At 70.1% G+C, this 23825-nt stretch carries 25 protein-coding genes; 16 read left to right on the plus strand and 9 right to left on the minus strand.

The features are described 5' to 3' along the window. Nucleotides 1-137: 137 nt before the first annotated feature. The 5 genes from H0I76_RS12405 to H0I76_RS12425 all read left to right on the plus strand — a co-directional run bounded on the left by H0I76_RS12405 (nucleotide 138) and on the right by H0I76_RS12425 (nucleotide 3232). Nucleotides 138-593, plus strand: coding sequence for a universal stress protein (locus H0I76_RS12405; RefSeq protein WP_200610260.1), 456 nt, complete (start codon nucleotides 138-140; stop codon nucleotides 591-593). Nucleotides 594-691: 98 nt separating this feature from the next. Further along, a complete protein-coding gene (locus H0I76_RS12410) occupies nucleotides 692-1441 on the plus strand; it encodes a hypothetical protein (protein ID WP_200610262.1) in 750 nt (249 codons plus the stop codon). A gap of 70 nt (nucleotides 1442-1511) precedes the next feature. After that, a complete protein-coding gene (locus H0I76_RS12415) occupies nucleotides 1512-2069 on the plus strand; it encodes a NifU family protein (protein WP_200610264.1) in 558 nt (185 codons plus the stop codon). Between the two features lie 45 nt (nucleotides 2070-2114). After that, complete coding sequence (gene tsaB, locus H0I76_RS12420) at nucleotides 2115-2750, plus strand: tRNA (adenosine(37)-N6)-threonylcarbamoyltransferase complex dimerization subunit type 1 TsaB (protein WP_200610265.1); 636 nt, start codon at nucleotides 2115-2117, stop codon at nucleotides 2748-2750. Continuing rightward, on the plus strand, nucleotides 2747-3232 hold the full coding sequence (locus H0I76_RS12425) for a GNAT family N-acetyltransferase (protein ID WP_200610266.1): 486 nt from the start codon (nucleotides 2747-2749) through the stop codon (nucleotides 3230-3232). Before tsaB ends, H0I76_RS12425 begins: the two co-directional genes overlap by 4 nt. Here the strand turns inward: H0I76_RS12425 and H0I76_RS12430 are convergent. Then, nucleotides 3207-3467 (minus strand): hypothetical protein, encoded by a 261-nt coding sequence (locus H0I76_RS12430; RefSeq protein WP_200610267.1) that lies wholly within the window; start codon nucleotides 3465-3467, stop codon nucleotides 3207-3209. The two genes, H0I76_RS12425 and H0I76_RS12430, sit on opposite strands and share 26 nt — an antisense overlap. 352 nt (nucleotides 3468-3819) lie before the next feature. Between H0I76_RS12430 and leuC the strand changes: the two genes are divergently transcribed. The 4 genes from leuC (at nucleotide 3820) to H0I76_RS12450 (ending at nucleotide 9390) form a co-directional block, all read left to right on the plus strand. Continuing rightward, nucleotides 3820-5220 (plus strand): 3-isopropylmalate dehydratase large subunit, encoded by a 1401-nt coding sequence (gene leuC, locus H0I76_RS12435; RefSeq protein ID WP_200610268.1) that lies wholly within the window; start codon nucleotides 3820-3822, stop codon nucleotides 5218-5220. 347 nt (nucleotides 5221-5567) lie between these two features. Continuing rightward, nucleotides 5568-7481 (plus strand): asparagine synthase-related protein, encoded by a 1914-nt coding sequence (locus tag H0I76_RS12440; protein ID WP_200610269.1) that lies wholly within the window; start codon nucleotides 5568-5570, stop codon nucleotides 7479-7481. A 53-nt stretch (nucleotides 7482-7534) separates the two neighbouring features. Beyond that, on the plus strand, nucleotides 7535-8149 hold the full coding sequence (gene leuD / locus H0I76_RS12445; protein WP_200610270.1) for a 3-isopropylmalate dehydratase small subunit: 615 nt from the start codon (nucleotides 7535-7537) through the stop codon (nucleotides 8147-8149). A gap of 56 nt (nucleotides 8150-8205) precedes the next feature. Beyond that, nucleotides 8206-9390 carry an endonuclease/exonuclease/phosphatase family protein gene (locus H0I76_RS12450; protein WP_200610271.1) on the plus strand — a complete coding sequence of 395 codons (1185 nt, stop codon included), beginning with the start codon at nucleotides 8206-8208 and terminating at the stop codon, nucleotides 9388-9390. Nucleotides 9391-9409: 19 nt separating this feature from the next. Here H0I76_RS12450 and H0I76_RS12455 read toward each other — a convergent pair whose 3' ends face one another. The 8 genes from H0I76_RS12455 to ubiE all read right to left on the minus strand — a co-directional run bounded on the left by H0I76_RS12455 (nucleotide 9410) and on the right by ubiE (nucleotide 16221). Next, on the minus strand, nucleotides 9410-10174 hold the full coding sequence (locus H0I76_RS12455; protein ID WP_200610272.1) for a HesA/MoeB/ThiF family protein: 765 nt from the start codon (nucleotides 10172-10174) through the stop codon (nucleotides 9410-9412). Further along, nucleotides 10174-10482 (minus strand): hypothetical protein, encoded by a 309-nt coding sequence (locus H0I76_RS12460; RefSeq protein ID WP_200610274.1) that lies wholly within the window; start codon nucleotides 10480-10482, stop codon nucleotides 10174-10176. Before H0I76_RS12460 ends, H0I76_RS12455 begins: the two co-directional genes overlap by 1 nt. Nucleotides 10483-10560: 78 nt before the next feature. Beyond that, a complete protein-coding gene (gene cysK, locus H0I76_RS12465; RefSeq protein ID WP_200610276.1) occupies nucleotides 10561-11514 on the minus strand; it encodes a cysteine synthase A in 954 nt (317 codons plus the stop codon). Between the two features lie 28 nt (nucleotides 11515-11542). Next, nucleotides 11543-11995, minus strand: a complete 453-nt coding sequence (locus H0I76_RS12470; protein ID WP_200610279.1) for an RrF2 family transcriptional regulator — start codon at nucleotides 11993-11995, stop codon at nucleotides 11543-11545. A 37-nt stretch (nucleotides 11996-12032) separates the two neighbouring features. Then, on the minus strand, nucleotides 12033-12500 hold the full coding sequence (gene dut / locus H0I76_RS12475) for a dUTP diphosphatase (RefSeq protein WP_200610281.1): 468 nt from the start codon (nucleotides 12498-12500) through the stop codon (nucleotides 12033-12035). After that, nucleotides 12497-13717: a bifunctional phosphopantothenoylcysteine decarboxylase/phosphopantothenate--cysteine ligase CoaBC gene (gene coaBC / locus H0I76_RS12480; protein ID WP_200610283.1), complete on the minus strand. Its 1221-nt coding sequence runs from the start codon at nucleotides 13715-13717 to the stop codon at nucleotides 12497-12499. The genes dut and coaBC overlap by 4 nt, the downstream gene beginning before the upstream one ends. Before the next feature lie 188 nt (nucleotides 13718-13905). Beyond that, the gene (ubiB, locus tag H0I76_RS12485) at nucleotides 13906-15465 is read right to left on the minus strand and encodes a 2-polyprenylphenol 6-hydroxylase (protein ID WP_200610285.1); all 1560 of its coding nucleotides are present in this window, start codon (nucleotides 15463-15465) and stop codon (nucleotides 13906-13908) included. Nucleotides 15466-15468: 3 nt separating this feature from the next. Beyond that, nucleotides 15469-16221, minus strand: a complete 753-nt coding sequence (ubiE, locus tag H0I76_RS12490) for a bifunctional demethylmenaquinone methyltransferase/2-methoxy-6-polyprenyl-1,4-benzoquinol methylase UbiE (RefSeq protein ID WP_200610287.1) — start codon at nucleotides 16219-16221, stop codon at nucleotides 15469-15471. Nucleotides 16222-16591: 370 nt separating this feature from the next. Here ubiE and mutM point away from each other — a divergent pair, with 370 nt between their 5' ends. From mutM to recF, 7 genes are all read left to right on the plus strand, one after another. Beyond that, complete coding sequence (gene mutM / locus H0I76_RS12495; RefSeq protein ID WP_200610289.1) at nucleotides 16592-17443, plus strand: bifunctional DNA-formamidopyrimidine glycosylase/DNA-(apurinic or apyrimidinic site) lyase; 852 nt, start codon at nucleotides 16592-16594, stop codon at nucleotides 17441-17443. An 88-nt stretch (nucleotides 17444-17531) separates the two neighbouring features. Further along, nucleotides 17532-18308 carry an enoyl-CoA hydratase gene (locus H0I76_RS12500; protein WP_200610291.1) on the plus strand — a complete coding sequence of 259 codons (777 nt, stop codon included), beginning with the start codon at nucleotides 17532-17534 and terminating at the stop codon, nucleotides 18306-18308. An 83-nt stretch (nucleotides 18309-18391) separates the two neighbouring features. Next, entirely contained in the window at nucleotides 18392-18658 is a 267-nt protein-coding gene (gene rpsT, locus H0I76_RS12505; RefSeq protein ID WP_200610293.1) for a 30S ribosomal protein S20, read from the plus strand. Nucleotides 18659-19018: 360 nt separating this feature from the next. Then, nucleotides 19019-19477 (plus strand): rhodanese-like domain-containing protein, encoded by a 459-nt coding sequence (locus tag H0I76_RS12510; protein WP_200610295.1) that lies wholly within the window; start codon nucleotides 19019-19021, stop codon nucleotides 19475-19477. 448 nt (nucleotides 19478-19925) lie between these two features. After that, nucleotides 19926-21293, plus strand: a complete 1368-nt coding sequence (dnaA, locus tag H0I76_RS12515; RefSeq protein ID WP_200610297.1) for a chromosomal replication initiator protein DnaA — start codon at nucleotides 19926-19928, stop codon at nucleotides 21291-21293. Between the two features lie 130 nt (nucleotides 21294-21423). Then, complete coding sequence (gene dnaN, locus H0I76_RS12520; protein WP_200610299.1) at nucleotides 21424-22542, plus strand: DNA polymerase III subunit beta; 1119 nt, start codon at nucleotides 21424-21426, stop codon at nucleotides 22540-22542. 88 nt (nucleotides 22543-22630) lie between these two features. Then, entirely contained in the window at nucleotides 22631-23779 is a 1149-nt protein-coding gene (gene recF, locus H0I76_RS12525) for a DNA replication/repair protein RecF (protein ID WP_200610301.1), read from the plus strand. Nucleotides 23780-23825: the final 46 nt, after the last annotated feature.

The raw sequence follows: 23825 nt of genomic DNA on the forward strand, positions 1-23825 counted from the left end.
GCGTCCGCGCCGCGAGCCGCGTTCGTGGCCTCGACCGGCCCCAGGCCACGCCGCTGTGCCGCTGGCCGTCGCTGCTTGCGCAGCCCCGAGAGAACCGACAGAGTGACCGCTTGGGCAACCTCCCGGGGAGACCGCCGGTGCGCAAGTTCATGGTCGTCGTCGACGAGACACCGGAATGCCAGAACGCGATGCGCTTCGCCGCGCGTCGCGCACAGCGCACCGAGGGCGGCGTGCTGATGCTCTACGTCATCCAGCCCGAAGAGTTCCAGCACTGGATGGGCGTGGCCGAGGTGATGCGCGCCGAGGCCCGCGCCCAGGCCGAGGACCGGCTGAACGAACTGGCCGAGGAACTGCGTCAACTGGCGGGGATCACGCCCGAGTTCGCCATCCGCGAGGGCAAGCGCTCCGAGGAGGTGCTGCAGATGATCGAGGAGGACCCCGAGATCGGCGTCCTCGTGCTGGGCGCCGGCGAAGGCGAAAGCCCGGGCCCCCTGGTCAGTCACCTCGTCGCCAAGCTGGGCGGCCGCATGCGCGTTCCCGTGACCGTGGTGCCGGGCGGCCTGAGCCTTCAGCGGATCGACGAGATCAGCTGATCCGCGCCCGTCCGGGCGCGAACGATCGCGTGAACCTCCCTTGAAATCGAACCGTCATCCGGACGACACTGAAGTGTCACAACTTCGGATGAGCAGCCATGCTGCGCTATGCGCCACACCTGACCCTTTCGACCTATACCGACGACCGGCAGGAAATCCCGGCCGTGTGGCGCATGTGGTTGCCGCTCGCCGCGGCCATTGCGGTGCTCGTCCTGCATCACACCGTCCCCGACTGGACGTGGCGCCGTCTCTTCGCCGAGGGCTGGGGCGTGATCGAACTGGCGCATTTCGTGATCCCTCTCGCGGCCTGCGTCGTCGCGGTCCAGGCGCTCGTGGCGACGCCGCGCGGAACCAGCGCGGCCTTGCGGGCGTGGCTCGCGGCGCTGGCGCTCGGATGCTTCTACATCGCGGGCGAGGAGCACAGCTGGGGACAGCATTTCTTCGGATGGGAGACCCCCGAGGGCTGGTCCGCGATCAACCGCCAGGACGAGACCAACCTGCACAACACGACCTCGTGGCTCAATCACAAGCCGCGCGTTCTCCTCAACCTCGGCGTGCTGTTCGGCAGCATCCTGATCCCGCTTGCCCTGGCGCGGGGCGTCGCGCGCAAGACCATCGGACACCTGAGCTTCGTGCTGCCGGGCCGGAGCTGCCATGTGCTCGGATATCTCGTCCTGTTCTACATGGTCTGGGATTCGGGCCGGAAAGCGGGCTACCTGCCCTATATCTCGCCCCGCGACGCCGAGATGCACGAGCTTTTTCTCTATAGCTACCTGCTCGTCTACGCGATCACGCTGCGCAACCGGATCAGGCGCTGGCCCGGCGAACTGACGGAAAAGCTCGGGTAATTTAGAATCATTCTTGATTTCGGTCTCGCCGGGGTGCATCTCTAGTGCAACCTGACGAAAGGCCTCAGTTATGTTCATCCAGACCGAAGCGACGCCCAATCCGCAGACGCTCAAGTTCCTGCCCGGCCAGCCGGTGATGCAGCAGGGCTCGGCGGATTTCCCCAGCCGCGACGGCTCCGAGGTCTCGCCGCTGGCGGCGCGGATCTTCTCGGTCGACGGCGTCACCGGCGTGTTCCTCGGGCCTGATTTCGTGACCGTCACCAAGGGCGACGCCGAGTGGGCGCATCTCAAGCCCGCGATTCTTGGCGCGATCATGGAGCACTACGCCTCGGGCGCGCCCGTCATGCAGGGCGAGGCACCGACCGTCGGCCATGCGGCACATGACGGGCCGGACGCCGAGATCGTGGGCCAGATCAAGGAGTTGCTGGATACGCGCGTGCGCCCGGCGGTGGCCCAGGACGGCGGCGACATCACGTTCCACGGCTTCGATCGCGGTGTCGTCTACCTGCACATGCAGGGCGCCTGCGCGGGCTGCCCGTCCTCGACGCTGACGCTCAAGCACGGCATCGAGAACCTGCTGCGCCACTACATCCCCGAGGTGGTCGAGGTCCGGCCGGTCGGGGTCTGAGCCCGGCCCGCCGCGCTCGGCTCGCCGTAACCGACGACTGCCCCTTTGCTCCTCGCCATCGACACATCGGCAGGGCAATGCGCCGTGGCGCTCGACACGGGCGCGTCGGTGGTGTCGCGGCGCGAGGATATGACCAAGGGCCACGCCGAGCGACTCTTCCCGATGATCGATGCCGTGCTGGACGAGGCCAGGGCCGCGCCGGGCGCCATCGCGCGCATCGCGGTCTGCACGGGGCCCGGCTCGTTCACCGGACTGCGGTTGGGCATCGCCGCCGCGCGCGGCCTCGCGCTTGGCCTCGGTTGCGAGGTCGTGGGCGTCTCGCGGCTCGAGGCGCTGGCGGCGGAGGCGCGCCACAAGGCGCATGGCCACCCCGTCGCCGTCGCCCTGGCGCTGCGGACTGACGTGGCAGTGGTGCAGTGCTTCGCGACCGACGGCGCACCGCTTGGCCCGCCCGAGCGGGTGAGCACCGCCGCGCTCGAATCCGTGATGCCGCCGCTTGCGCTGCGGATCGGAGACGTCGCGGAACTGAGGTCCATCCTTCCCGCAAGCCTCCCCGATCCCGCCGTCATCGCCACGCTCGGCGCCGCGCGCACGCCGGGCGAGCCGCCCGCGCCGCTCTACCTGCGCGACGCCGATGCGGCCCTGCCGCGCGAGGCCCCTCCGGCGATCCTCGACGCATGAGCGAGGCCATCCGCCGCCTGCGCCATCCTCTCGATCCGAAGGATGCCGAGGCGATCGCCGCGCTGCTGCGCTCCAGCTTCGACACGCCCGAACAGGCCTGGGATGCCGTGGCCGTCTCGGATCTCGCCCGCGACGGCGCCCTGGTTGTCGCCGCGCCCTCGGGCTGCGCCGTGATCCGCGTCGCCTTGGACGAGGCCGAACTCCTGAGCATCGCCGTCACGCCCGAAGCCCGGAAACACGGCCTCGGCGCCCGCCTCCTGGCGGTGGCCGAGGCCGAGGCCCGCGCAGCCGGCGCGGCGCGCATGTTCCTCGAAGTCGCCGAGAGCAATGCGGCGGCGCGCGCGCTCTACGCCCACGCGGGCTACAGCCTGGCCGGACGCAGGCGCGGCTACTACCGCCGCGACGACGGGCGGCGCGAGGACGCGCTGGTGCTGGCCCGCGATCTCGGGCCGGGTGTCACGCCGACAGCGCCGCGCGCGTGAAGGCGTCGAGCGGAAAGAACGTCTCGATCGTCAGTTCGGCCAGCCCCAGATCGAGCGCCGTGCCGAACACGGTCGTCATGCTGATGAAACGCAGCACGCCCGCGTCGGTCTTCAGCTCCAGGGCCACGGCGATGCCTGCCCCGGCCTGACCGGACACGCCCGGCGGCCGGGCCCCTGGCGGCACCGGATAGCTCGCCAACTCGGCGGCCAGCCGGGCGATGGCCGGGTCGGGCACGGCCGGTCGCGACGAAGCTCAGCGGCCGCTGCGAGATTCGGCCTCCAGCGCGGTCGGCGTCTGGAAGCCCGTTCGCGCCGATTTCGCCAGTCCCGGACGGCAGACCACGTCGGACTGACGCGATCGCACCGCGCCCGCGTTCCCGGTGCGCGGCGCCGCTTGCCGGAACGCGCGGGACGGATTAGGTTCCGCGCCATGATGACCCGTGCCTCGATGAACTTCGCGCCGAGCGACCGCTCCCGCCTTCCCTGGCGGTTCTTCGCGTGCGCGGCGACGGGCCTTGCCGGCGGCTGAGCGACGGGGATCCCCCGCCACTCCACCCGACCGGCAGGCAGCTTCAGGACCAAGACCCATGGCAAAGACGCTCTACGACAAGATCTGGGACTCGCATGTTGTTCACGAGGCCGAGGACGGCACGTGCCTCCTCTACATCGACCGTCACCTCGTGCACGAAGTCACCAGCCCGCAGGCCTTCGAGGGGCTGCGCATGGCCGGGCGCCGCGTGCGCCACCCGGAATCGACCATTGCCGTGCCCGACCACAACGTGCCGACCGACGTGAACCGCGCCGCCGGCATCGAGGACGAGCAAAGCCGCATCCAGGTCGAGGCGCTGCGCAAGAACGCCAAGGATTTCGGCGTCGAGATCTTCGATGTCGCCGACATCCGCCAGGGGATCGTCCACATCATCGGTCCCGAGCAGGGCCTGACCCAGCCCGGCATGACCATCGTCTGCGGCGACAGCCACACGGCGACGCACGGCGCCTTTGGCGCGCTGGCGCACGGGATCGGCACGTCCGAGGTCGAGCACGTCCTCGCGACCCAGACGCTGATCCAGAAGAAATCCAAGAACATGAAGGTCGAGGTCACCGGCACCCTGCCGGTCGGCGTGACCGCCAAGGACGTCACCCTCTCGATCATCGGCGAGACCGGCACCGCCGGCGGCACCGGCCACGTGATCGAGTATTGCGGCGAGGCGATCGAGGCGCTCTCGATGGAAGGCCGTATGACGGTCTGCAACATGGCGATCGAGGGTGGCGCCCGCGCCGGCCTGATCGCGCCCGACGAGAAGACCTTCGCCTATCTCAAGGGGCGCCCGCGCTCGCCGAAGGGCGAGGACTGGGAGAAGGCCGTGGCCTACTGGCGCACGCTCTTCACCGACGAGGGCGCGCATTACGACCGCGTCCTGACGCTCGCGGCCGAGAAGATCGCGCCGGTCGTGACCTGGGGCACCAGCCCCGAGGACGTGCTGCCGATCACCTCGACGGTCCCGCACCCCGAGGACTTCAAGGGCGGCAAGGTCGAGGCCGCACGCCGTGCGCTCGATTACATGGGGCTGACCCCCGGCATGCGGCTTCAGGACGTCGAGATCGACACGGTCTTCATCGGGTCCTGCACCAATGGCCGGATCGAGGATCTGCGCGAGGTCGCCCGCGTGATGGAAGGCCACAAGGTCAAGGACGGCCTGCGCGCCATGATCGTGCCGGGCTCGGGCCTCGTCCGCGCCCAGGCCGAGGAAGAGGGCATCGCCCAGAAGCTGATCGAGGCAGGCTTCGACTGGCGCATGGCCGGCTGCTCGATGTGCCTCGGCATGAACCCCGATCAGCTGGCGCCGGGCGAGCGCTGCGCCTCGACCTCGAACCGCAACTTCGAGGGGCGGCAGGGCTACAAGGGCCGCACGCACCTGATGAGCCCCGCCATGGCGGCGGCGGCGGCGATCACGGGCCGGCTCACGGATGTGCGCGAGATTGCCTGACCTGCAGCGTGCCTGCCATCCCGGCAGGCACGCGCCTCTCGCCTTCAATCTGCCCAATTTTCCGGGCAAACAATCCGACTTATAGTTCATGACAATGTTTCGGCGCGACCCGCTGTAGTTCCTTGGGGGCAGGGGACCGGTTCGCGCGGACACGTGAAGGTGGAAGACACATGGACGCCTCTTGCAGAGAACAGCCGACGGCCGGCCGCAAGGCATGGACCCCTCCAACCCTTCATGTCATCCCGCTTTCCTCGACCGCTGCCAAGTCCTCGAACCACAGCGAGCAGACCCAGCAGAACGGCCGTTTCTCGTGACGCGCGCCGCGCGCGGAAGCTGACCCACCGCCAATGGTCGACCTGATCTTCGGCGTGCTCTCGGCGTCCGAAGAGCACGCGGCATTGGTCTTCGACCGCTTGCGACACAGCCTCACGACCCGCGGGTCCGGATACAGCATCGCACATGACGGGAAGTGCCGGCTGGGCGTCGTCCGCCGGCACGCAAGCGGCATCGGCCCGGCGCCAAGGATCGCGCGGGGCAAGGGCGGGGCGCTGATTGCAGGCGATCTGAGACTGACCGGCGCCGGCGACCATGCGGCATCGCCCGGGCTTGGGACCGACGAGGCCGATCTCGCCCTCGCCACGGCCCTCGACAACCCGGATCGTTTCCCCGACCGCCTTGCGGGCGATTTCGCGATCGCCGCCTGGTTCCCGGCGCGCGGCGAACTCGTCCTGGCACGCGACCGGATCGGCATCCGACCCTTGTTCCTCGCGCGCATGCACTCGGGCGGCATCGCATTCGCATCGCTGCCCCGCGCCCTTGTCGAGGCGGGTTGCGCCGAGGCCGACACCGACCCCCGGGAACTGATCCGATGGCTGTGCGGACCGGCCCCGGCCGTGCAGCAGACGCATCTGCGCGCGATCCGACGGGTGCCGGCCGGCCATGTTCTGCGCGTCTCGGATGGGCGCGAGCGGTGCGTGCGCTACTGGCGGCTCGCCCGCCAGCCGACGATCAGGCCCGCCTCCCCGGATGCGCTTCAGTCCGAGCTGCGCATTCTGATCGAGCGCGCGGTGGCGCGCTGCCTGCCGGACGAGGGGCCGGTCGCGACGCTGCTCAGCGGCGGGCTCGACAGCGCCGCGATTGGCGCGACCGCCGCCCGCCGGCTCGCCGGATCGGGGCGCGCGATCACGGGGTTTTGCCGCGCCACCGCGCAGACGCGCGCCCATCTGGGCGCACCCGATCAGACCGGTCTTGCGACATCGGTCGCGCGCGAGGCGGGGATACCGCTTCGGCTGGTGCCGACCGATTACATCGCGGCCGTGTTCGATGCACCGCCGGTGCCCGGCGTCTGCTTCGCGGGCGACCTCGACGGGGGCGACAGCGAGATCCTCGCACAGGCCGCTGCCCTCGGCGCCGACCGGCTGCTCTGCGGTCTCGGCGGCGACGAGGGCGCCAGCGGTCATGGCAGCGGCAGATATGCCGATGCGCTTGGCCGCGGGCTGATCGGCGCGTGCCTGGCCGCCGTCGCCCGGGACGCGCGGCGCGAGGGCAGCCGCGCGATCCGCCGCCTCGTTGTCGAGGTGATGCGCGCCGTCGTGCCGCGCCGGCTCCTCAGCGCAACCCTCGGGAGCATCGGCCGCGCCGGTTACGTCCCGCCGGGCGCCGAGTTCGTTGCACCCGGGGGGCGCGGCTTCGTTCCGGCGCGCTTGCTCCGGTCCGACGGGCCGCGCCCGTTCCTCGAGTCGAACCACTACCAGGCCGGCCTCGAAGCCCGTGCCATCAAGGCGGCCGAGCATGGCCTGCGCTACGTCTACCCCCTGCTGGATCCCGAGCTCCTCGACTTCACGACGCGCGCGCCCGCGCTCTTCTGGTGCCGGGATGGAATCGCCCGCTGGCCGATGCGCGCGGCGATGGCGGGGCTCCTGCCCGACGAGGTTCGGCTCGCTCCCGACAAGCTGCTCGACGACGGGACCGAGGCGCTCTGGCTCGCCGAGAACCGCACATGCCTTGCCGGACTGGCGCGCAGGCTCGGCCGGCTGCCCGAGGTGGCCGAGATCCTCGACATGGAGAAGATTGCCCGCGATATCGAGGCGGTCCCGCCACCGGCCGAGGTGACGCAACGCATCCGCGACCGCGCGGCCCAGGGCCGCCAGTTCGACGACCTCTTTTGCACCGGCTGGATTGCACTCTTCGGCGCGCGATTCATTGCCTCGGGCGGCGGAATGCGCCCCGTGCCGCCCGGAACCAGGCAGGCTGACGCTTGATGCGGCGCGCGCGCCGTGCTTTACCCTCCACACGCCCGAAGAGGAGACCGCTGATGGAAAAGTTCACCAAGCTGACCGGTGTCGCCGCGCCGCTGCCGCTGATCAATGTCGATACCGACATGATCATCCCCAAGCAGTTCCTCAAGACGATCAAGCGCACCGGCCTTGGCAAGAGCCTGTTCCACGAGATGCGCTATGACGACGAGGGCGAGGAGATCGAGCATTTCCTGCTCAACACGCCGGCCTATCGCGAAGCGAAGATCCTGATCGCCGGCGCCAATTTCGGCTGCGGCTCGAGCCGCGAGCACGCGCCCTGGGCGCTGATGGATTTCGGCATCCGCTGCATCATCGCGCCCAGCTTCGCCGACATCTTCTTCAACAACTGCTTCAAGAACGGCATCCTGCCGATCGTCCTGCCGCAGGAGGATGTCGACAAGCTGATGGACGACGCCGAGCGCGGCGCCAATGCGACGATCACCGTGGATCTCGAGGAGCAGGTGATCACCGGCCCGGACGGAGACACGATCGCCTTCGAGGTCGACCCCTTCCGCAAGCACTCGCTGATCCATGGCCTCGACGAGATCGGCCTGACGATGGAGAAGGCCGACGCGATCGCGGACTTCGAGGCCGAGCGCGCGGCGCGGACCCCCTGGCTCGCGGGCGCCTGAGGCGGCCTGATCGCACGCCGGACGACGGACCGCACCGGATCCCCGGGGCGATCACGATGCGCCGCGCCCTCCCGCTACTCCTCGTCCTCGCGCTTGCGGCACCTGCCGCGGGCGCATCACCACTTGACCGCGACGCGGGCACGGTTCGCATCGCCACCTTCAACACGGCGCTCTCGCGGTCGGGCGCGGGCCTGCTCGAACGTGACGTCGCGAAACGCGACACGCAGGTGCGCGCGGTCGCCGAGGTCGTGTTGCGCGTGCGCCCCGACGTCCTCGTGCTCCAGGAGTTCGACCGCGACCCCGAGGGGCGGGCGCTCGACGCCTTCGCGCGCCTTCTGGCCGAGGGGCTCGGTGATCTTCCTGGCCTCGATTACCCGTTCCGGTTCCAGGGCCGCGTGAATTCGGGCGAGCCCTCGGGGATCGATCTCGACGGCGACGGCAGCCGCATGGCGCCGGGCGACGCCTGGGGCTACGGCGTCTACCCTGGCCATTACGGCATGGCGCTGCTCAGCCGCCTGCCGCTGGGCAAGGTGCGCAGCTATCGGCTCTTTCCCTGGTCGGCCCTGCCCGGGGCGCAGCGACCGCATCACCCCGATGGCCGGCCCTACCACGACGACGCGACCTGGGCGCAGCTGCGGCTCAGCTCCAAGGCGCACTGGTCCGCGCCGCTGGAACTGCCAGACGGCCGCGTCCTTCACCTGGTCACGGCGCATCCGACGCCGCCGGTGTTCGATGGCCCCGAGGATCGGAACGGCGCGCGCAACGCCGACGAGATCCGGCTGATCACAGCGATACTCGACGGGGCGGACTGGCTGCGCGACGATGCGGGCGATCCCGGCGGCCTCGACCCCGGGGCGGCCTTCGTCGTCGCGGGCGATCTCAACGCCGACCCCGTGGATGGCGAGGCCCGCCGCGACGGGATCCGCGGCCTGCTCGGGCATCCGCGCGTGCATGACCCCCGCCCCCAGAGCGTGGGCGCGGCCGAGGCCGCCGCGGCGCAGGGCGGCAGCAACGCCCGGCACGCGGGCCCCGCTGCCACCGACACCGCCGACTGGAACGACGGCAACGGGCCCGGCAACCTGCGCGTCGATTACCTCCTGCCCTCGCGGAACCTCGAGATGCGCGGCGCGGGCGTCTTCTGGCCGGAGAGCACGGACCCGGCCGCAGCCCTGGTCGGGGGCGGCCGCGAGCCCGTCTCGTCGGATCACCGGCTCGTCTGGCTCGACATCGTCGCGCCCTGAGCCGGCGCCGCCCCGCGTGTCAGCCCCGCGACGCGTCCCCGCAGACCGGGCAATCGGCGCGCGGCTTGACGCGGATGACCCGCGCCTCGGCCCCCAGCGCGTCGTAGAGCATCAGCCGTCCGCGCAACGGCTCGCCCGCCTGCGCGATCAGCTTGACCGCCTCGACCGCCTGCATCGCGCCCACCACGCCCGCCATCGCGCCCAGAACGCCGGCCTCGGCGCAGGCGGGAACAAGGCCGGGCGCCGGCCGCTCGGGGAAGATGCACTCGTAGCACGGGCCGCCCGCGGCGGGATCGAAGACCGCGACCTGGCCTTCCCACCGGCCGATGGCGGCGAAGACAAGCGGCTTGGCCGCGCGCGCCGCGGCGCGGTTGACCAGGTAGCGCGTGTCGAAATTGTCGGACCCGTCGAGCACCATGTCATAGCCGGCGACGATCCCGTCAGCGTTCTCGGGCGTCAGACGCGCGTCATGGGTAACAACCTCGACATGCGGGTTGAGGCGCGCCACCGCGCGTGCCGCGCTCGCGACCTTGGGTTCGCCCACCTCGTCGGTGTGGTGCAGAACCTGCCGCTGCAGGTTCGACAGGCTCACCTCGTCATCGTCGACGATGCCGATCCGTCCCACGCCGGCGGCGGCGAGATAGAGGATCGCGGGCGAGCCCAGCCCGCCGGCGCCAATCACCAGCACCTTCGCGGCCTTGATGCGCTGCTGCCCTGGCCCGCCGATTTCGTGCAGGACGATATGGCGTGCATAGCGCTCGAGTTCGTCGCGGTCGAAGCCCATCAATCCCTCTCGCCTCTCTGCGCGGCGGCCCGGCGATGCGCCCAGCGCAGGAACAGGACGAAACCCGCGACCGGAAGCGCCGTCAAGGCGAGAATGCCGAGGGCACGGGCAACGGCGCCCGGATGCTCGGCGGCCCAGCGCAGCTCGGGGAACCAGTAGAGCGCGACCACCAGCGCCAGCGCGACATGCAGGGCGACGCCAGCCCCGGGCCGGTCGAGCGCACCCGCCCGCCGTGCCACGCGGATCGCGACCCGGCCCAGCCACCAGCCGGCAACGAAGATGACCGCCTTCAGCGCGAGAAAGAGCATCCTGCCCGCCGTTCCCGACCCCTGCCGCGACACGAACGCCGGTTCCCGGGCGGGCGCGCGCCCCGCGGCGTCAGCGCCTCACAGACCGTCGAACAGCGCCGTCGAAAGATAGCGCTCGGCAAAGCTCGGCAGGATCGCGACGATGCGCTTGCCCGCCATCCCGGGGCGCTCGGCGATCTCCAGCGCCGCCGCCACGGCCGCCCCGGACGAGATGCCGCCGGGGATGCCCTCCAGCCTGGCCAGGCGCCGGGCCGTCTCGAAGGCGGTCTCGTTCGCGACCGTCAGCACCTCGTCGATCACCCCGCGCTCGAGGACGCCGGGCACGAAGCCCGCGCCGATGCCCTGGATCTTGTGCGGCCCGGGCTGGCCGCCGGAGAGGACCGGGCTGTCCTCGGGTTCGACCGCGACGATGCGCACGTCGGGCTTGCGGGCCTTGAGCACACGCCCCACCCCGGTGATCGTCCCCCCCGTCCCGACACCCGAGATGAAGACGTCGATGTCGCCGCCGGTGTCGGTCCAGATCTCCTCGGCCGTGGTCTCGACATGGACCTGCGGGTTCGCGGGATTCTCGAACTGCTGCGGGATGACCGCATCCGGGATCGTGGCCGCGAGTTCCTCGGCCCGCGCGATAGCGCCGCTCATCCCCTTGGCCGCGTCGGTGAGCTCGAGCTCGGCCCCCAGCAGCGCCAGCATCTTGCGCCGCTCGACCGACATCGATTCGGGCATCACCAGGATCAGCCGGTAGCCCTTGGCGGCGGCCACGAAGGCGAGCGCGATGCCCGTGTTGCCCGATGTCGGCTCGATCAGCGTGGCGCCCGGGCCGATGCGGCCATCGGCCTCCAGCGCCTCGATCATGCTCACGCCGATCCGGTCCTTGACCGATCCGATCGGGTTGAAGAATTCGAGCTTTCCGAGGATGTCCGCCGACACGCCCGCCTCGACGGGAAGGCGCTTGAGGCGCACCAGCGGCGTGGACCCGATCGTCTCGGTGATGCAATCGTAGATCCGCCCGCGCGGCGCAGCCTCGAACATCGCAGTCCCCTCCCTCGTTGGCGCTCGCTCAGATCGTGAAATCCGCGGTCGGCTTCGATCCGTGCGGCACGCCCAGCTCCTGCGCCCGCCGGCACAGGTCCTCCATGGTGATCGAGTCGAGCTTCTCCAGCACCGCATCGCGCGTCTCGGTCCAGAGCGGCTGGATCACCTTCTCGCCCAGTGCGGCCTGGCTCAGCGGCTCGGCGTCGGCCTCGGCATCGATCTGGTCGACGACGCGCACGACATCGCCGACGGTGATCCGCCGCCGCTCCCGCGCCAGGGTGTAGCCGCCCTTGGGGCCGCGCACGCCCTTGAGGATCCCGTGCCGGACAAAGCTCTGCATCACGTGCTCGAGATAGCGCTGCGGAATGCCCTGTCGACTGGTGATCTCCTTCGACTGCACGGGGTCGGGCCGGGCGTTGTAGGCCACGTCCAGCACCGCCTCGAGCGCGAGCATGGTCTTGCGCGACAGTCTCAGCATCGTCCTTGCGCCTCCAGAGTTCCCTGCGTATTTCGCCTCAGCCCCGGCCCGTCGAGCCAAAGCCGCCCGCGCCCCGCACCGTTTCGTCCAGCACCGCCGCGGCCTCGACATCCGCGCGCGTGACCGGCGCGATCACCAGCTGGGCGATGCGCTCGCCATGGCGGATGCGGAAGGTCTCGGGCCCCAGGTTGACCAGCAGGACCCGAAGCTCGCCGCGATAGTCGCTGTCGATCGTCCCGGGCGCGTTCAGCACCGTCACGCCATGGCGCGCGGCCAGCCCCGAGCGCGGCCTCACCTGGCCCTCGAACCCCTCGGGGATCGCCACCGCAAGCCCCGTGGGCACCAGCACGCGCCCCATCTGCGGCAGCGCCAGCCCCGCCGCCCGCTCGCCCGGCATCAGCGAGGCGCGCAGATCCATGCCGGCCGCCCCCGCGGTCTCGTATTGCGGCAATGGCAGCGCCGGGTCGTGATGCTCGAGCCTCGCCACGCGCAGGATCAGCGTCATGCCACGCCCTCCTCCGCCAGGTGCGCGGCGATGCGCGCCGCCAGGCGCCGTGCCACCTCGGCCTTGCTGGCCCGCGGCCATTCCTCGGCCCCCTCGCCGCTGATCAGCGTGACGGCGTTCTCGGCGCCGCCCATGATCCCGGTGCCCGGGCTCACGTCGTTCGCGACGATCCAGTCACAGCCCTTGCGCAGCCGCTTGGCGGTCGCGTTGGCGATGACGTCGTCGGTTTCGGCGGCGAAGCCCACCACCAGGGACGGGCGCGCGCCCGCCGGCAGGCCGCTGATGGTCCTGAGGATGTCCGGGTTCTCGGTCAGCCGAAGCTCGAGGCATTTGCCCGAGCCATCCTTCTTGATCTTCGAGGCGCCCGCGCCCTCGACGCGCCAGTCGGCGACGGCGGCGGCAAAGACCGCGGCCTCGACCGGAAGCGCCGTCTCGACCGCGGCCAGCATGTCGCGCGCGCTTTCGACCGGGACGACCTGCACTCCCACGGGCATCGGCGCGCTGGCAGGGCCCGTGACGAAGACGACCTCGGCGCCCAGCGCTGCCAGCGCCTCGGCGATCGCCGTGCCCTGCGCCCCGGACGAGCGGTTGGCGATGTAGCGCACCGGATCGATCGGCTCGTGCGTCGGCCCCGAGGTGACCAGCACCCGCCGGCCGGCCAGCGGGCCCGCCGGCGCCAGCCGCGCCTCGATCGCGGCGAGGATCTCGGCTGGCTCGGCCATCCGGCCGAACCCGTATTCGCCGCAGGCCATGTCGCCCTCGTTGGGGCCGACCACGCCCACCCCGTCGGCCGCCAGCGTCGCCAGGTTGCGCCGCGTCGCCGCGTGCTCCCACATCCGCACGTTCATCGCGGGCGCGATCAGCACCGGCGTGTCGGTCGCCATCAGAAGCGTCGAGGCCAGGTCGTCGGCATGGCCATGAGCCATCTTGGCCATCAGGTCGGCCGTGGCCGGCGCCACCACCACCAGATCGGCCACGCGCGACAGCTGGATATGGCCCATCTCCGCCTCGGCGGTGAGGTCGAACAGCGCCGTGTGCGCCTTCTCCTCGGCCAGGGCCGCGACGCTCAGGGGCGTCACGAACTGCTCGGCCGCGCGGGTCAGCACCGGGGTCACGGCGCCGCCACACTTGCGCACCAGCCGGATCAGCTCGAGGCACTTGTAGGCGGCGATGCCGCCCCCGATGATCAGCAGGATCCGCTTGCCTTGCACTGACATCCGTCGCGACCTGTTAATCCCGCAACCCGTTATCCTTCGGCAGGGGTTATTATACAAACCCCGCACGAGCCTTGTAGTTTGAAGCGTCACCGCGTTCAACCGTCAAGATCCGCGCCCGAAGGCCCGTCAGGAACGGGGATTTGCGGGGCCCTGCCGCGCTGCCCTACGGCTGGCACGGGGGCGGGCTGTCAGATCAGCCAGGCGATCGCGCCCGCCACCGCGGCACCGGCAAGGAAGGCCAGCAGGCGCGGCCGCAACCCACCTTGCGCCGGCATCTCGCGCACATCCACCGCCAGCGGTCCGCGCAGGCGGCGGGTGCGCATCTCCTCGGCCAGCATCAGCAGTTCCTCGGCGACGCCGGGCAGGCGCGGGCCGAGGCGCGAGATGACCTTGGCCGTCTCGGCCAGGTCCGCCACCACGCGGCGCGGCCCCAGGTTCTCGCGGATCCAGCCCTCGACCACGGGCTTGGCCGCTTCCCAGATATTGGTCCGCGCATCGAGCGACCGCGCGACCCCCTCGACCACCACCATGGTGCGCTGGAGCAGGATCAGCTCGGTCCGCGTCTCCATGCCAAAGCGCTCGGTGTTCTCCAGCAGGTAGGCCAGCAGCTTCGCCATCGAGATCTGGCTCACATCCTGCCCGTGGATCGGCTCGCCGATCGAGCGCAGCGCCTGCGCGAAGGCATCGACATCGCGGTCGGCCGGGACATAGCCCGCCTCGAAATGCACCTCCGACACCCGGCGGTAGTCGCGGGTGATGAAGCCGTAGAGGATCTCGGCGTAATGGCGCCGGGTGATCGCGTCGAGCCGCCCCATGATCCCGAAATCCAGCGCGATCAGCGTGCCGTCGGCGGCCACCCGCAGGTTGCCCTGGTGCATGTCAGCATGGAAGAAGCCGTCGCGCAGCGCGTGGCGCAGGAAGTTTTGGATGATCCGCTCACCAAGGTCCTGGCGGTCGATCCCGGCGGCCTCGATCTGCTCGGGGTCGAGCGGCATGGCATCGACCCATTCGAGCGTCAGCACCCGCCGGCCCGTACCCGGCCAGTAGACCGACGGCACCCGGAAACGGTCGTCATCGACCGAGTTCTCGCGGAACTCGGATGCCGCCGCCGCCTCGAGCCGAAGGTCGAGCTCGGTCATCACGACGCCCTCGAAATGAGCAACGACCGCGGTGGGGCGCAGGCGCCGGGTCTGCGGCACCACCATCTCGAGCGAGCGCGCGATGAAGTAGAAGGCGCCGATGTCTCGGCGGAACTGCGCGCGGATCGAGGGGCGCAGCACCTTGACCGCGACCTTCTCGCCCGTCGGCTTCCAGATCGCCGGATGGACCTGCGCGATCGACGCGGCGGCGACCGGTTCGCCCAGCTCGCCCAGCATGTCCCAGGCGCGGGGGCCGAACTCCTCCTCCAGCGCCGCGCGCGCCTCCTCCAGCGGAAAGGGCGGCAGGCGATCCTGCAGGTAGCGCAGCTGGCCGACGATGGTCTCGCCGACCACGTCGGGCCGGGTCGACAGCACCTGGCCGAACTTCACATAGGCCGGCCCCATGGCCTGCAGCGCGCGCGCCACCGGCGGCAGCCCCGGGTCGCCGTCACGCCCGAACCAGCCGAAGGGAAGCGCGATGGCGCGAATCGCCAGCCGCGGCCAGCCGGTGATCTCGAGCTCATCGAGGATCACCCGCATCGCCCCGGTCCGCTCGAAGGTCGCGCCGGTACGGAAAAGGCGCCACAGATGCGAGACGGGCCCTGCCATGGGTCAGAGACGCCAGCCCGAATGGAGCGCGACGACCCCCATCGAGAGATTGCGATAGGCGACGCGGCCGAAGCCCGCGGCGCGGATCATGGCGGCAAAGCTCTCCTGGTCGGGGAAGCGGCGGATCGATTCGACGAGGTACTGGTAGCTCTCGCGGTCGCCGGTGACCGCCTGCCCCATCGCCGGGATCAGGTTGAAGGAATAGGCGTCGTAGAGCTTCTGCATCAAGGGCACCGGCAGCTGGCTGAACTCGAGGCACAGGAACCGCCCGCCGGGCTTGAGCACGCGGTATGCCTCGGCCAGCGCGTCCTCGACGCGCGTGACGTTCCGGATGCCGAAGGCGATCGTGTAGGCGTCGAAGCTGCGGTCGGGAAAGGGCAGCTTCATCGCGTCGCCGGTGACCCAGTCGAGCCCGTGGATGCCCTGCGCCTCGGCCCGGCGCGCGCCCTCGCGCAGCATCGCCTCGGTCATGTCGCACACGACCGCCTCGCCCTCGCCCTTGAGCCGACGCAGGAAGCGGAACGAGATGTCACCGGTGCCGCCCGCGACGTCCAGCAGCCGCATTCCCGGCCGCGGCGCCAGCCAGTCGATCATCGCGTCCTTCCACAGCCGGTGGACGCCCGCCGACATCAGGTCGTTCATCAGATCGTAGCGCGCGGCGACCGAGGAGAAGACGCCATGCACGCGGCCGGCCTTCTCGTCCTCGGGGATCGTCTGGAACCCGAAATGGGTCTCGCGGGTGCTGTTGTCGCTCATGGGGGCGAGAGATAGCGCAGCCCGCGCGGCAAAGCCACAGGCCCGCGCGGGCCGGATGCGTTTGTCGCAAGGTCGGCCCGCCGCCGCCGCGGGCCACGGGCCGACGGCCGGCTAAGGCGCCCGCTCCCGCGAAGACCATGGTCGTCAGCATGCGTGTCGTCACGCCGGGCAACGCCGGCCCGGCTGCAGACGTCACGTCGGCAGTCATGCGTGTCTCTCCTCCTCTGGGCGCAAGGCGCCTTCCCCCGCACGGCGCTTGATAAAGGGTGGCGTCCGCGCGAAAGAAGGCGGCCGGAACATCGCTCGCGGCGCTGTCGGCCGGCTGCATGGCGGCGCGAGAAATGTTCCAGACCGACGCGACGAGGTGCCCATGCCCGAACTGCCCGAGGTCGAGACGGTCCGCCGCGGGCTCGAGCCCGTGCTTGCCGGGCACCGCCTGTGCGAGGTGGTCCAGCGCCGCGCCGACCTGCGCTGGCCCTTGCCCGAGCGATTCGCCGAGCGCCTGACCGGCCGCCGCGTAGAGGGCCTTGGCCGGCGCGCCAAGACGATTCTGATCGGCCTCGACGACGGCCAGACCTGGCTCGTCCACCTCGGCATGACCGGCCGCGTGCTGATCGGCGACCGGATGCTGGGCGAGTTCCATCACCAGACCCCCGAGCCGGGCCCGCACGACCACGTGATCCTGACCACCGACGCGGGCATCCGCATCGTCTACAACGACGCGCGCCGCTTCGGGGCGATGGACCTGTGGCCGACCGGCGACCTCGCCACCCATCCCTGGCTCGCCCGCCTGGGCCCCGAGCCCCTCGGCAATGATTTCTCGGCGCCGGTGCTGGCGGCGCGGCTCGCAGGCAAGATGACCCCGATCAAGGCCGCACTGCTCGACCAGCGCGTGGTGGCGGGGCTTGGCAACATCTATGTCTGCGAGGCGCTCCACCGGGCGGGGATCCACCCGGGGCGCATCGCCGGCTCGGTCTCCGCGCGGCGCATCGACAGGCTGGTGCGCGAGATCCGAGCGACGCTGGCCGAGGCGATCGCCGCCGGCGGATCCAGCCTGCGCGACTACCGCCAGGCCGACGGCGAGCTCGGCTATTTCCAGCACAGCTTCCTCGCCTATGACCGCGAGGGCACGACCTGCCGGCAGCCCGGCTGCGGCGGCACGATCCGCCGGATCGTGCAGTCCGGACGCTCGACCTTCTACTGCCCCAAATGCCAGCGCTGAGCCCGCCGGGCTTGATCGTCCGCCCATCGGGGGCTAAACCCCCGGCGCGGCGCCGCGAGGCCGACCGACACAAAGCCGGAGAACCCCGATGGCCTACGAGAACATCATCGTCGAGAAACGCGAGCACGTCGCGCTGATCCGACTGAACCGCCCGAAGGCGCTCAACGCGCTGAACTCCGCGCTGATGCGCGAGCTGGGCGATGCGCTGGTCAAGGCCGATGCCGACGAGGATGTCGGCGCGATCGTGATCACCGGGTCCGAGAAGGCCTTCGCCGCCGGCGCCGACATCAAGGAGATGCGGCCCAAATCCTTCGTCGACGTCTATCGCGAGGATTTCATCACCTCCGAGTGGGAAGCGGTGACGCGCGTGCGCAAGCCGGTGATCGCCGCGGTCGCGGGCTACGCGCTGGGCGGCGGCTGCGAGCTTGCGATGATGTGCGACTTCATCCTGGCGGCCGACACGGCCAAGTTCGGCCAGCCCGAGATCAACCTGGGCGTGATGCCCGGCGCCGGCGGCACCCAGCGTCTGACCCGCTTCGTCGGCAAGTCGACGGCGATGGAGATGAACCTCACCGGCCGCTTCATGGACGCGGCCGAGGCCGAGCGCAAGGGCCTCGTCAGCCGGATCGTGCCGGCCGACGAGCTGGTCGAGGAAGCCGTCGCCACCGCCTCGAAGATCGCCGACAAGGCGCCCTATGCCGTGATGGCCACCAAGGAGGCGGTGAACCGCGCCTACGAGACCACGCTGGCCGAGGGCGTGCGATTCGAGCGGCGCATGTTCCACGCGCTTTTCGCCACCGAGGACCAGAAGGAAGGCATGGATGCCTTCGTCGAGAAGCGCACGGCCCAGTTCCGCGGCCAGTGAGCGGCGCAGACGGGCAGTTGACGCGCAGGCGGGTTTGAGCTAGAGACGCCGCTCACCCGGAATCGAGGATACGGACGACGACGATGGCCAATAATCCGCAGGCAAAGAAGCGGGCGCGTCAGACGCTCAAGCGCACCGAAATCAACAAGGCGCGCCGCTCGCGGATTCGCACCTTCCTCCGCAAGGTCGAGGAGGCGATCGCGACCGGCAACCAGCAGACCGCGCTCGCGGCCCTGCAGGCTGCACAGCCCGAGGTGATGCGCGGCGTGACCAAGGGCGTCCTGCACAAGAACACCGCCAGCCGGAAGATCTCGCGCCTGCATCACCGGATCGGCAAGCTCTCCGCCTGACGCGCGCCTGTGACCGCTCGGTAACGCAACGCCGCCCCCCAAGGGCGGCGTTTTTGCATCATTGTCACGGATCTGAAATGTTCCCGTTTCAGACCAGTTGCCGGAACGCCGACTCATTCGCTAGGGTTCGGGTGCTGGTATTCCAGCCAGCACTTAATCACATTTAATACTGGATCTGCCGCGCGCGCCTTTGCTCTATTGGTGCGTCTATTCTTATGCGTTTCTTAACGATGATGGTTTATTACTTTTTTACACTACGGAATTTCTGACCCGATCGGGTCGGATTCCTGTTGCTCCGAATCTTGGCCGGCGCTTAGTTCGGTCTGGCATTCAGAGACAGAAACGGACAGGGCAGGGACGATGGCAGAGCAGGCAGGCGTTACAGTGGATGCGGTTGATCCGGACCACGCCTGGCGCCTGCTTGAGGGTGACCCCACTGCACAGCTGATCGACGTCCGCACCCGGGCGGAATGGAGCTTCGTCGGACTGCCCGACCTCTCCACGCTCGGGCGCCAGGTCTGGCCGATCGAGTGGCTCACTTTTCCCGCGATGGCACCCAATCCGGACTTCCTCGACGCGGTGGCCGAGGCGCTTGACCGCAACGAGGAAGGAATGCCGTCGCGCCTGTTCTTCATCTGCCGCTCGGGCGCGCGGTCGCTTTCGGCCGCGCGGGCAGTGGCGGAGGCCTTCGGCGCGAAGACGGGACTCGCGCGCTGCACGAATGTCGCCGAGGGATTCGAGGGCGATCTCGATGCCAGCGGGCATCGCGGCGCGGTGAACGGATGGAAGATGCGCGGCCTGCCCTGGCGGCAGAACTGAGATCGAATCGGGGGCCGGCCCGCACACCCGGCACAGGTCATCGGGACGCGAAGATCCCGTCACGGAGGGAACATGGAACCGGGGAGCCACCACGCGCGATAACATGATACCGCCACCCCACGGCAATCGTGTCGGCGGCAAGCCCGATGGGGCCTTGGGGAAGAGCGGGCGTGGAACCCCGGGTGGCGGTGCGGCAACGGCACCGTCGAACCGAAAGGAAGGAGCCCGGCACCGGGCGAATCGTCCGGTGTGCGAATGTCAGTTGTCACGCCATTCCGTTTCAGGCGCGGGATGGCGGGGGGGAACGGTGATAAGGCCGGGCAAACCGGCCAGGAACGAACAACTCAGAGCCCGCGACAGAGACGGGCCGATGGCGAGGCGAGAGCAGGCGAAGGAGTACGTGGGAAGTCGGGGGCGGGAAATGCCGTTGCAGCAGAGGAGCGGGGCCATGACGAGCGCCGGAGGCGGGCTTGACGAGGTCTGGCGCGATGTTCTGGTCGTGGCGCGTCGGGAATTCGGCGAGAAGGCGGTCGAGCAGTGGCTCGACCAGGTGACCCTCGCCAGCGTGACGCGCGATCTTGCGACCCTCGAAGCCCCGACGCGCTTCCTCGCCGACTGGATCGAGCGCAACTTCGGCCAGGCGTTGGTGCGCATGATCGGTCAGGCTGATCCCGCGGTGCGCCGCGTCCAGGTCACCGTGCGCGAGCGCGCGCCGCGCCGCGAGCCGTCCGCCCCGGTCGAGATGTTCACCCCGGCGCCCGAGACCGAGCGCGGCCTCAACTCGGCGCCGCTCGACCCGCGCTTCACCTTCGACAGCTTCGTGGTGGGCAAGCCGAACGAGCTTGCCCACGCCGCCGCGCGCCGCGTGGCCGAATGCCCCGATGCCAGCTTCAACCCGGTTTTCCTGCATGGCGGGGTCGGTCTCGGCAAGACGCACCTGATGCACGCCATCGCCGCGCATCTCCAGGCGTCCCGGCCCGGCGTGAAGGTGCTCTACCTCTCGGCCGAGCAGTTCATGTACCGCTTCATCCAGGCGCTGCGCTTCCGCGACACCATCACCTTCAAGGAGCAGTTCCGCTCGGTCGACGTGCTGATGGTCGACGACGTGCAGTTCATCGCCGGCAAGGACTCGACCCAGGAAGAGTTCTTCCACACCTTCAACGCCCTGATCGACCAGAAGAAGCAGATCGTCATCTCGGGCGACAGCTCGCCCGACCGGATCGAGGGGATCGAGGAGCGCATCCGCTCGCGCCTGCAATGGGGGCTGGTGGTGGACATCCACCCGGCGGATTACGAGCTGCGCCTCGGCATCCTGCACTCCAAGGCCGAGCGCATCATGGCGACGCATCCCGAGATCGTGCTCGACCCCAAGGTGCTCGAGATGCTGGCGCACCGGATCAACTCGAATGTCCGCGTGCTCGAGGGCGCGCTGACCCGGCTGGTCGCCTTCGCCTCGCTGGTTGGCCGGCGCATCGATCTCGACATGGCGCAGGAATGCCTCGCCGACCTGCTCCGCGCCGCCGAACGCAAGGTGACGATCGAGGAAATCAAGCGCCGCGTCGCCGACCATTACAACCTGCGGCTCTCGGATCTCGTCTCGGCACGACGCGCGCGCGCCGTCGCCCGGCCGCGACAGGTCGCCATGTACCTCGCCAAGAACCTCACCTCGAAGAGCCTGCCCGAGATCGGCAGGGGCTTCGGCGGCCGCGACCACACCACCGTGATTCATGCGGTCAAGAAGATCGAGGCGCTGCGCGAGAGCGACAGCCAGCTTTCCGAGGATGTCGAGCTTCTGCGGCGTATGTTGGAGGCCTGAGCCCCTCTACCCCCTGCATCTTGTGGCATTCTGCCATTGATCCCGCCCCGGATTTGACTAGTCTGGGTGTCCCGAAAAAGACGGCCGGGCGGCCTTGAGAGGCCGCACTTGCGACGGAATGGATCACGCGATGAAGGTCTCGATCGAACGCGCCCAGCTTCTCAAGGCGATGAGCCGCGCCCAGGGCGTGGTCGAGCGCAAGAACACCATCCCGATCCTCGCGAACGTTCTGGTCGAGGCCGAGGGCAGCACCGTCAGCCTGCGCGCGACCGACCTCGACATCGAGGTCATCGAGCGCCTGCCGGCGATGGTCGAACAGGCCGGCGCCACCACCGTGGCCGCGCATCTGCTATTCGAGATCGTGCGCAAGCTGCCCGAGGGCGCGCAGCTCCAGCTGATCTCCGACACCGCCTCGGGCCGGCTCGACGTGATCGCGGGCCGCTCGCGCTTTTCGTTGGCGACGCTCCCGCGCGAGGATTTCCCCGTGATGGCCTCGAGCGAGTACCAGGTGTCCTACGCCGCCCCGGTACCGGCACTGCGCCGCATCTTCGACAAGTCGCAGTTCGCCGTCTCGACCGAGGAGACTCGCTATTACCTCAACGGCGTCTACCTCCATGTCGCCGAGGGTGCCGAGGGCAAGGTGCTGCGCGCGGTGGCGACCGACGGCCACCGCCTCGCGCGCATCGACATGCCCCTGCCCGACGGCGCCGAGGGCGCGCCCGGCGTGATCGTGCCGCGCAAGACCGTGGGCGAACTGCGCAAGCTTCTCGAGAACGACGACGCCGAACTCACCATCTCGGTCTCGGAGACCAAGATCCGCTTCTCCGTCGATGCGCTCGTGCTCACTTCGAAGGTGATCGACGGCGCTTTCCCCGACTACAGCCGCGTGATCCCGACCGCCAACAACCGCAAGATGGAGGTTGACGCCAAGGAGTTCGCCAAGGCCGTCGACCGCGTCGCCACCGTCAGCCAGGAACGCTCGCGCGCGGTCAAGCTCGCGCTCGACCACGACCGGCTCGCGCTCTCGGTCAACTCGCCCGAGGCCGGCAGCGCCGCCGACGAGCTGACGGTCGCTTATGACGACGAGGCCCTCGAGATCGGCTTCAACGCGCGCTACCTGCTCGAGATCGCCGGGCAGATCGACCGCGAGAACGCGGTGTTCATGTTCGCGGACGCGGGCGCGCCCACCCTGGTGCGCGAGGGCGAGGACCTGTCGGCCGTCTATGTCGTGATGCCGATGCGGGTCTGACGCGGCCACCGCGCATCCGTGACCGCCCCGCTCGCCGGGCGGAACCGGGCGCGGGCGAGCGCGCCGAGGGCCAGCCCGGGACCCGGCCATGACCCGATCAGCCATTCTCACCCTCAGGCTCGGCCGTTTTCGCTCCTACGACGCGGCTGCGATCGAGACCGGCGGCACCTCGGTCGCGCTGCACGGGCCGAATGGCGCGGGCAAGACGAATATCCTCGAGGCCGTCTCGATGCTCTCGCCCGGCCGCGGCCTGCGCCGCGCCGGGGCGGACGAGCTTGCCCATCGCGGGGGCCCCGGCTGGCGCATCCGCGCCGAGGTCGAGACACCGGGCGGCGAGGTCGAGATCGTGACCGGCGTCGAGGATCTCCAAGACACCCGCCGCACCGTCGCGATCGACGGCAAGCCCGCGCCGCAGACGCGGCTGGCCGAGCTCTTCGGCATGATCTGGCTCACCCCGGCGATGGACCGGCTGTGGATCGAGGGGGCGACCGAGAGGCGCCAGTTCCTCGACCGGCTGACCATGGGATTCACGCCCTCGCATGCCGAGGCCGCCAGCGGCTACGAGAAGGCCATGCGCGCGCGAAACCGCCTGCTGCGCGAGCCGCCCTGGGACGCCGCCTGGCTCGACGGGATCGAGGCCCAGATGGCCCGCCACGGCGCGCGCATCGCCCGCGCCCGGGCGGACGCGCTGACCCGCCTGATTGCCGCCCAGGACAGGGCGCAGACATTGTTTCCGCGGGCCGAACTGTCTATTCTCGGGGCCATGGAAACCCGCTTTCATCAAGCCCTTGCCACGGCGGGCGACACCGACACGCTGGAGGCTGAGGAAGCGGCGGAACTGGCGCGCAGGCTGGCCGCGGGACGGACGCGCGACGCGGCCGCGGGACGCACGCTCGACGGGCCGCACCGGTCGGATCTCGAGGCAGTCTATGCCAGCAAGGCGATGCCGGCGCGGGCCTGCTCGACGGGCGAGCAGAAGGCGCTCCTGATCTCGCTGGTGCTGGGCCATGCCCGGGCGATCGCCGAGACCACCGGAGCCGCGCCGATCCTGCTGCTCGACGAGGTGGCGGCCCATCTCGACGAGGGCCGCCGGCGCGCGCTCTACGCCGAGATCCGCGCCCTCGGCGCGCAGGTCTGGATGACCGGCACCGGCCCCGAGCTGTTCGACGGGCTGGAGGGCGCGCGGCAGTTCGCGGTCTCGGAAACCGATGGGATCTCACGCCTCGCCGCGGCCTGACCGCGGCGGGACCACGAACCACAACAACATGCAGGTCAGGACCTGA

This window comes from Thermohalobaculum xanthum (assembly GCF_016623495.1).
GTDB classification, from domain to species: domain Bacteria; phylum Pseudomonadota; class Alphaproteobacteria; order Rhodobacterales; family Rhodobacteraceae; genus Thermohalobaculum; species Thermohalobaculum xanthum.